General features: G+C 30.1%; 5 protein-coding genes. All 5 read right to left on the bottom strand.

Going from position 1 to position 7,130, the window contains the following annotated elements; all coding sequences use genetic code 11:
• Nucleotides 1-69 precede the first annotated feature (69 nt).
• Complete coding sequence (locus KKC53_03915; protein MBU2598312.1) at nt 70-2,262, bottom strand: DNA translocase FtsK 4TM domain-containing protein; 2,193 nt, start codon at nt 2,260-2,262, stop codon at nt 70-72.
• A gap of 216 nt (nt 2,263-2,478) precedes the next feature.
• Entirely contained in the window at nt 2,479-3,366 is an 888-nt protein-coding gene (dapA, locus tag KKC53_03910) for a 4-hydroxy-tetrahydrodipicolinate synthase (GenBank protein ID MBU2598311.1), read from the bottom strand.
• A gap of 115 nt (nt 3,367-3,481) precedes the next feature.
• Nucleotides 3,482-4,705 carry an aspartate kinase gene (dapG, locus tag KKC53_03905; GenBank protein MBU2598310.1) on the bottom strand — a complete coding sequence of 408 codons (1,224 nt, stop codon included), beginning with the start codon at nt 4,703-4,705 and terminating at the stop codon, nt 3,482-3,484.
• 154 nt (nt 4,706-4,859) lie between these two features.
• Nucleotides 4,860-5,654 carry a 4-hydroxy-tetrahydrodipicolinate reductase gene (gene dapB / locus KKC53_03900; protein MBU2598309.1) on the bottom strand — a complete coding sequence of 265 codons (795 nt, stop codon included), beginning with the start codon at nt 5,652-5,654 and terminating at the stop codon, nt 4,860-4,862.
• A 61-nt stretch (nt 5,655-5,715) separates the two neighbouring features.
• A complete protein-coding gene (locus KKC53_03895) occupies nt 5,716-6,996 on the bottom strand; it encodes an insulinase family protein (GenBank protein ID MBU2598308.1) in 1,281 nt (426 codons plus the stop codon).
• Between the last annotated feature and the right edge of the window lie 134 nt (nt 6,997-7,130).

Below are 7,130 nucleotides of genomic sequence, written 5' to 3'. Positions count from 1 at the left end.
TATTACTCTTTTGTTAATAAACCTATTTTTTATAAAGAAATTAATGAGGGAAATTGGAATTGGATGATCTTATTCATTGGATTTTATTTTTTCAAACTCTTCTTCTGTTATAAGAACTTCTCTGGGTTTACTTCCAGCATAACCACTAATAACTCCCATATCTTCTAAAATATCTATTAGTCTTCCTGCCCTTGAATAACCTAGTCTTAATCTTCTTTGTAAAAGTGATACTGATGCATAGCCAGTCTTCAGTATTACTTTTAAAGCTTCCTCAACGAGAGCTTCGTCCTCCTTTGCAGCAGGAGAAATTTTCGATTCTACATCTGTTATCCCTTTAATATATTTAGGTTTAACTTGATTTTTAATATAGGACACAGTGCTTTCTACCTCCCTCTGAGTTACAAATGCTCCCTGGATTCTTATAGGAGTTGATGCAGCTGTTGGTAAATAAAGCATATCTCCTTTACCAATTAATTTTTCCGCTCCAACCTGATCAAGTATTACCCTGGAATCTGTTCCTGAGGTAACAGCGAAAGCAATTCTTGAGGGAATATTTGCCTTTATTATTCCTGTTATAACATTAACTGATGGTCTTTGTGTAGCAACTATTAAATGAATTCCAACTGCTCTAGCCATCTGAGCAATTCTACAAATTGAATCCTCAACTTCAGATGCAGATATAATCATTAAATCATAAAGCTCATCTATAAAAACAATAATATATGGTATATGTTGAAACTTTTCTTCATCCTCTGTCAATTGTTGATTTAACTCATCCAAATTTACATTATATTGTTCTATAGACCTAACTCTAGCTCTTGCAATGATTTCAAATCTTTGTTCCATCTCTCTAACAACCCAGGCAAGTGCAGCTGCTGCCTCCTTAGGTTTTGTAACTACTTTTGTTAAAAGATGAGGAATTCCGTCAAAAACATTTAATTCAACCATTTTTGGGTCAATCATTAAGAATTTAACATCCCAGGGTCTTGTTTGATAGAGTAGTGAAGTTAATATATTATTTAAACATGAACTTTTTCCTGAACCTGTAGCTCCAGCAATAAGTAAATGTGGCATCTCTACAATATCGATAAATACTGGTTCTCCATTTAGGTCTTTTCCTATTGGAACAGTCAATATTCCTCTGTTCGGATTTATATCTGGAGATAATAATATATCTCCTAATGTCACTATTTCCTTTACTTTATTTGGGACCTCAAGTCCTAATGCAGCTTTTCCTGGTATTGGTGTTAATATCCTCAGGTCTGGAGTTCCCAAAGCAACACATAAATCATTTTCAAGAGTTAATATTTTTCGCACCATTATACCAGGCGCTAATTGTATCGAAAATAGAGTCACATTGGGACCTCTGGTAACATCACTAACTTTAGCTTCAATCCTAAAGTCTGAAAGTACCCTTTCTAATGTTCTTACTACATCTTTTATATTCCTTTTAGTAATAGTAGAAAATAAAGTCTTAGACTTTTGTAAGAGTGAAAGTGGCGGTATTTTATAAGTTTTATCTTCAACAACACTTGCAACTGACATTACAAGTTGAGTTGGGCTTGTTTCATATAAAATAGCTTTATCGGTTTGAAGTGTTTCTTTTGTTTTATAAATTTTTCTAAATTTTTCAATAGGTTCAAATGCGTGCTTGGGCTTTGATTTTTTTTCCTTCAATTCAGCGGATGTATAAACTTTTTCTGATTCCCTTGTTAGTATATGAGGTTTTTTAAGAATTGGTTTTTTAAATTTTAATTTCATAGACAGGTTTTTTATATCATCCCTGATTTCTTTTAAAGATTTTCTTGTAAGTATCAAAGTCGAAATAATGAGAGATAATAGTAGAATAATTGAAGTTGCAATCTTTCCAATAAATTTTGATAAATAATAAGTTAAATAACCACCTATATACCCACCATTTAGCATTTGATTTCTGCTTGCTCTTAAATGGATAAGTCCCAGAATTGATATGAAAGTAATTAAAAGACCTATACCTATTTGTTTATAATTAGCCTTCTCCTCTCTTACAAGAAAAGATATTGACCAAGCAAAAAGTATAAAAGGAATTGCATACTTGCCAACTCCAAATATCAATTCCAATATTTCATTTATTTTTTCACCAAAGATACCTGATGCTTTTGTATAAATAATTACAGCAAAAAGAAGTGCTATACATAATACTAACAACCCATATAAATCTTTTTTCTCCTTAAATATCGGCTCACTTTTTTTAGAATGATGCTTAGGTCTTCTTTTTGCCATTTGCTTTTTTCTCTTAGGATTTTGTCTTACAGTTTTTTTGCTCTTACTATTACGACTATTTTTATAAGATTTATTCCTTGTTTTTTTATTTGATTTTTTTGCGGACCTTTTATTTACCATTATTTTTATATCTTCTATTAATCAACCAATAAATATTTATATTAAACCTATATCAATACTGTGAATTAGATTAATTCTATAATTAATTAGATTTTCCTACAGTAGATTTAATTTATTTAAAGATTCTTCAAATCTTTTTTTCTCATTTTCAGTAGCATTAACAAGTGGAAGTCTTAAAGGACCAACATTCATTCCCAGCATATTAACCATTGTTTTTACAGGAATGGGATTTGTTGTTATAAATAGTGTTTCAAATATATCCATTAGTTTTAAATGGATTTCTCGAGCCTTATTAACATCGCCTTTTTTATAGCTTTCTATCATATCCTTGATTTCTCTTCCAACTATATGAGAAGCAACACTAACTATCCCATCTCCACCTAAATTTAAAACTCCAAATGTATCACTATCATTTCCACTTAATACTTTGAAACTATCTGGAGTTCCTGTAATTATTTTAGTAATCTGTTTGAAATCTCCACTTGCTTCCTTTACTGCTACTATATTCTCAATATCCGATAATCTTATGATCGTAGATACATCAATATTTATAGAGGTCCTTGATGGTACATTATATATTAAAATTGGAATATCTATATTTTCCGCAACTGTTTTAAAATGTTGATATAATCCCTCCTGGGGTGGTTTATTGTAATAAGGAACTACTAACATTACTCCGTCCACTCCAATTTCCTGAGCAATCTTTGACAATTCAACAGTTTCTTTCGTCGAATATGTTCCAGTTCCAGCTACAACGGTGGCTACATCACCAACAGCTTCATTTACAGCTTCAAACATTTTACACTTCTCTTTTCTGGTTAATGTTGGAGATTCTCCCGTTGTACCACAAACAATAATTCCATCTGAACCTTCTTTTATTAATTTTTTGGCTAAAATTTTTGCCATGTCTAGGTTTAGACTATAATCATCATTAAATGGCGTAACCATTGCTGTAAATAGATCTCCCTTTAATTGCTTATTCATTATATACTCCTGATATTTATTAAAAATTTTGATTCATAAAAAATTTTAGTCTTTTTAATGTTTGCTTGATTTATTTATTATTTACTACTCTTGATTTATTTACCACTCACTTTATTTACTTATTGTTACCTAAATGAAAGTCCTTATGAAGTACTTTTAATGCTCTTTTTATATCTTTCTCATTTATAAGACATGATATAGTTGAATGAGAATCTACAGTTTGTAAAATTTTAATTTTTTCTCTATATAAACAATTCGCTATTTTAGCCATAATTCCTGGTACACCATGAATTCTTGTTCCAACAAGAGATATTTTAGCACAATTCTCCCTTAACCTGAAGTTTACATTTAGTTTACTTAAAATTTCTATAGCTTTTTCCTTATATTCACTATTTAATGTAAACATAAGGATACCAGGTGAAATAGTAAACATATCTAAACTGATATTTTTTTCTGCAAGACCACTATATATTTCTAATCTCCTTTTATCCTCATCTATATTCTCTTCAAGCTTTATTGAAATCTGTATTATGTCTGGAATATGAGTTACAGCTCTTGCAAATTTTTTAGTTTTAAAATCAATTTTACCCTCTTCAACCTTTTTTAAAACTTTTGTTCCTTTTTCTGGACTAAAAGCACTTTTTAATTCCAGGGTTATATTATCACTCTTTAAAGCGATTTCAGCTGCTTCAATATTAACTATTTTTGCGCCATGATAAGACATATTAAATAATTCCTCATACTCAGTCTTATCAATCACTTTTGCTTCTTTTACTATATTAGGATCAGCTGTAAACAATCCTGCAACATCTGAATATATCTCTACTCTTTTTGCATTTAAAGCAACTGCTAATGCAACTGCGGTAGTATCACTTCCACCTCTTCCCAATGTTGTTATGAAACCATTCTCATCTCTTCCTTGAAATCCTGCAACAACTGGTATTATGTCTTTTTTCAGTAAATCTAATATGTATTTAATATTTATATATTTTATTTGTGCATCACCATAACTATTGTCAGTAATAATTCCTGCCATTTCACCTGAGAGCGGTTTTGCTTTAAATCCCATTTTCTGAAGTATATTTGAGAATATAACAGCTGAAATTATCTCACCACAAGACATTAACATGTCTAAGTCCTCTTTTTGTGAAAAATCTAGATCAACTAAGTTAAGCAAACTGTCAGTTGCATAAGAATCTCCCTTTCTTCCAATTGCTGAAACAACAATAACAGGAGATTCCCCTTTTTTCTTTAATTCAACGACTCTATCAACACACTTTATCCTTCTTTTCTTAGTTGAAAGTGATGTTCCACCAAATTTTTGTATTACTATTTTCATCTTTAATTTTATAAATTATCTTTGAATATATTGTTTTTTAAATAAGTTAAGCTAACACTTTTTAATATGATTTATTAACTATTCACCCCCACTCCATCCCTCCCCCATCAAGGGGGAGGAAAATTTCGTTAAACTCCATAAATGAAATAAAAGTTTAAAATCCCAATAGCTTATCTATTCCATATGTGAACCCTGGCATTTTTGCTACATTTCTAACTGCTAAAAAAATACCAGGAAGGAAAGATTCCCTTGATATAGAATCATGTCTGATAGTTAATGTCTGTCCTGTAGTTCCAAATATTACTTCTTGATGTGCCATAAGACCAGGCAATCTTATACTATGAATATGAATATTTGATGCTAAGCATCCTCTTGCTCCCTCTACCTTCTCCTTTTCTCCATCTTTTAATCTTTTCCTACTTTTATATATGGATTTAATAAGATTTGCTGTAGCTAATGCGGTTCCAGAAGGTGCATCTGCTTTCTTGTCATGATGAAGTTCTATTATCTCGCAATCCTGAAAATTTGGAGCTGTTTTCTTTACAAAATTCATCATCATTGCTGCTCCAATTGCAAAATTTGGTGCCATAATAACATTGGCTTTAACTTCCTCTGCTTTTTTCTTTATCTTTGCTATTTTTTGTTCATCTATACCTGTTGTTCCAATCACTACATGAATTCCATTCTCTAATGCAAAAATAATGTTGTCAGGTGCAACTGAAGCATGAGTAAAATCAATTAGAACCTCCGGATTGCTTTTTAATGCCTCCTTAATTGTTTTAACAGCAATAATTCCTGCATTAGGGTCTCCAATTATTTTACCTAACTCTATACCTGACTTGCTTTTACTGACAGCTGCTACTAATTTAATATCTTCCTCTAAAAGTATTCCTTTGCAAATTGTGCTTCCCATTTTCCCACTCACTCCAGTTACTACTGCTTTTATCATAATACTATCTCCCTTTTAAATATTTATAATCTCAAAATATCCAATAAGAATTTATTTTTACTTAAACATAATATGCTTTTTCTAATTGCTTCTTAGTAATTGGTCCAACTGCAGCAAGCACCATTCGATCCTCATCGAAAAATTTATTTGAAATCCTTACCAGATCATCTAAACTAACATTATCAATTTTTTTTAGGATTTCATCTATTGATAAAATCCTATTCCTGCAAAGAATTGACTTTCCAATTCTTATCATTCTGGTGTTTGTTTCTTCTAATCCTAAAACTATATTTCCTTTGATATTACTTTTGGCTCTGTCAAGTTCATCTTGTTTTATTTTAGCCTTTTTTAGATTATAAATCTCTTTTTTAATTACTTTTATTACTTTTTCTACATTTTGTACACTTGTTCCTGCATATATACAGATTGACCCTGTATCCATAAATTCTGAATGATAACTATATACACTATAAGCTAATCCTCTTTTCTCCCTTATCTCCTGGAAAAGCCTTGAACTCATGCTTCCACCTAAGATATTAAGTAATACTGATAAAATAAATCTATCTTCATTATTTCTATCCAAGCCAGTTGTTCCATAGCATATGTTAGTTTGTTCAATATCTCTTTTCTTAAGAGCAATTTTTTTTCTTGGTTCTGCAAAAATCTTCTTTCTTTTCTGAATCAAATTAGCAGGAATCTTTAAATATTTATTTATTTCACTTAAAATAAAACTGTGTTTAATATTTCCAACACTTGCTATAACAGTGTTATTAGAAGATATAAAATTTTTATAATAATTAGAAATATAATCTCTTGTTAAAGATTTTACAACAGAATGAAATCCTAATACTGGTCTGGATAAAGGATGATCACCAAAAAGTGATCTATAGAATAAATCAGTAACAATTAAATGGGGGTTATCATTTCTTGATTTTATTTCTTCTAAAACAACATTTTTTTCTAAATTCAAATCTTTATTTGAAAATCTTGAATTCATTATCATATCTGATAATATATCTAAAACTTTAGTTAGATGCTCATCTAAAAATTTGGAATATAAGCAGAAATATTCTTTTGAAGTAAAGGCATTAAATTCTGCTCCAATTTCATCGAATTCTTTTGCTATATCTTTTGCATTTCTTTTCTTTGTACCTTTAAAAAGTAGATGTTCAATAAGGTGGGTAATTCCTCCTTCATTCTTTAATTCATCTCTTGAACCTCTTGCGATCCAAAAGCCAAGAGAAATAGAACGAAAATGGGGTATATTTTCACTGACAACTCTTAATCCATTATCTAACCTGGTAAGATCATAAATCTCTTTTATTTTTGATATTTTATTCATAAATCATTTATTAATGTCATACAAACAAAGTATAGCAATTTAATTTAATGTTTACCTGTTTTTCCCCTAAGCTCAGGGGAGTCAAGATTTATCTTTCCAGAAAAACTTTTTTCAGTTACTATAACTTTAACTTT

Source organism: Actinomycetota bacterium (assembly GCA_018830725.1).
Classification (GTDB): Bacteria; Actinomycetota; Humimicrobiia; order JAHJRV01; family JAHJRV01; genus JAHJRV01.
This window is presented reverse-complemented; position numbering and strand designations above follow the sequence as displayed.